The sequence below is a fragment of the Methylophaga muralis genome (genome assembly GCF_001720165.1).
GTDB lineage: Bacteria > Pseudomonadota > Gammaproteobacteria > Nitrosococcales > Methylophagaceae > Methylophaga > Methylophaga muralis.
Genome location: NZ_MCRI01000097.1, coordinates 1 through 896 on the forward strand (window position 1 = coordinate 1; position 896 = coordinate 896).

Below are 896 nucleotides of genomic sequence, written 5' to 3' on the forward strand. Positions count from 1 at the left end.
CTGGAATAGTTTGTTCGTTGCCTATGTCGGCAATAATTTCTTCGGGTATGTTTGGTTCAAAGACACTCTCCTGCTCGGTCTCAGGCAAAGCAGATCCAGTCTCAGATGTTCCAGGTTCAGTAATAATATCTTGGGTTATGTCTGTGTTGTTTTTAACAGAAGAAGTATTCTGTTTTTGTTGAAGAGTACGTGTATTTTCGGTTGACTGATTAGCTCCAATTTGAAGATTATCACTTGGGCTGGAATTGGAGTTGGTACTTGAACCTCCTGAACTAGAGCCACCAGAGCTTTTTTTGCCACCTGTAGAAGATGATGTTGAACTTCCTTGAGTGGATTCAGCAGAATAAGTAGTTGTTGGGGCGTTATTCGACTCAACTATTTCTGCCTTAGCGACGGCTATATCGTTGGTATTAGTAAATTCTGTTACGGCTGTATTTTCTGAAGGTTTGGGTTCAGTTACAGCTGATGGTACCCAAGTAAGATTTTCTCCAGCACATTGTTGCTGGGAATAAGAACTTATTTGGGTATTTAACTTATTAAAATCAGAAGCTACATTTTGTTTTGCTACATCGTATTTTGTCCAGCTTGATCCCGTTTTTATAAGTATAAGATCACCATTTTCCACTTTTTGTGTAGCGATGGCTTGCTCTATATTTTGAAATGCAACAATCTGTTTCGGTTCATATGGGTTGCGTAGATTGCCTAGATTGTAATTATAAATTTTAGCCAGCTGATCGCTGCCATTTCGTTGGGTTTACATACAATACTCTGGAAGAATTTAGAAACGTAGTGACTATGCAGTCTGCTTGCACTAGTCCACTCAAGAAGAATATGGAAATCATGCCCAAGAAATTATGTAGTTTGGCATCTACGTCACCCCTCTGTATTTGTGATGT

1 protein-coding gene is annotated in these 896 nt (G+C 39.2%); it reads right to left on the bottom strand.

Annotation, left to right across the window (positions count from 1 at the left end):
• A partial coding sequence (locus tag A9E74_RS13770) for a hypothetical protein (RefSeq protein ID WP_176718946.1) occupies positions 1–625 on the bottom strand: 625 nt, incomplete at its 3' end.
• Positions 626–896 lie beyond the last annotated feature (271 nt).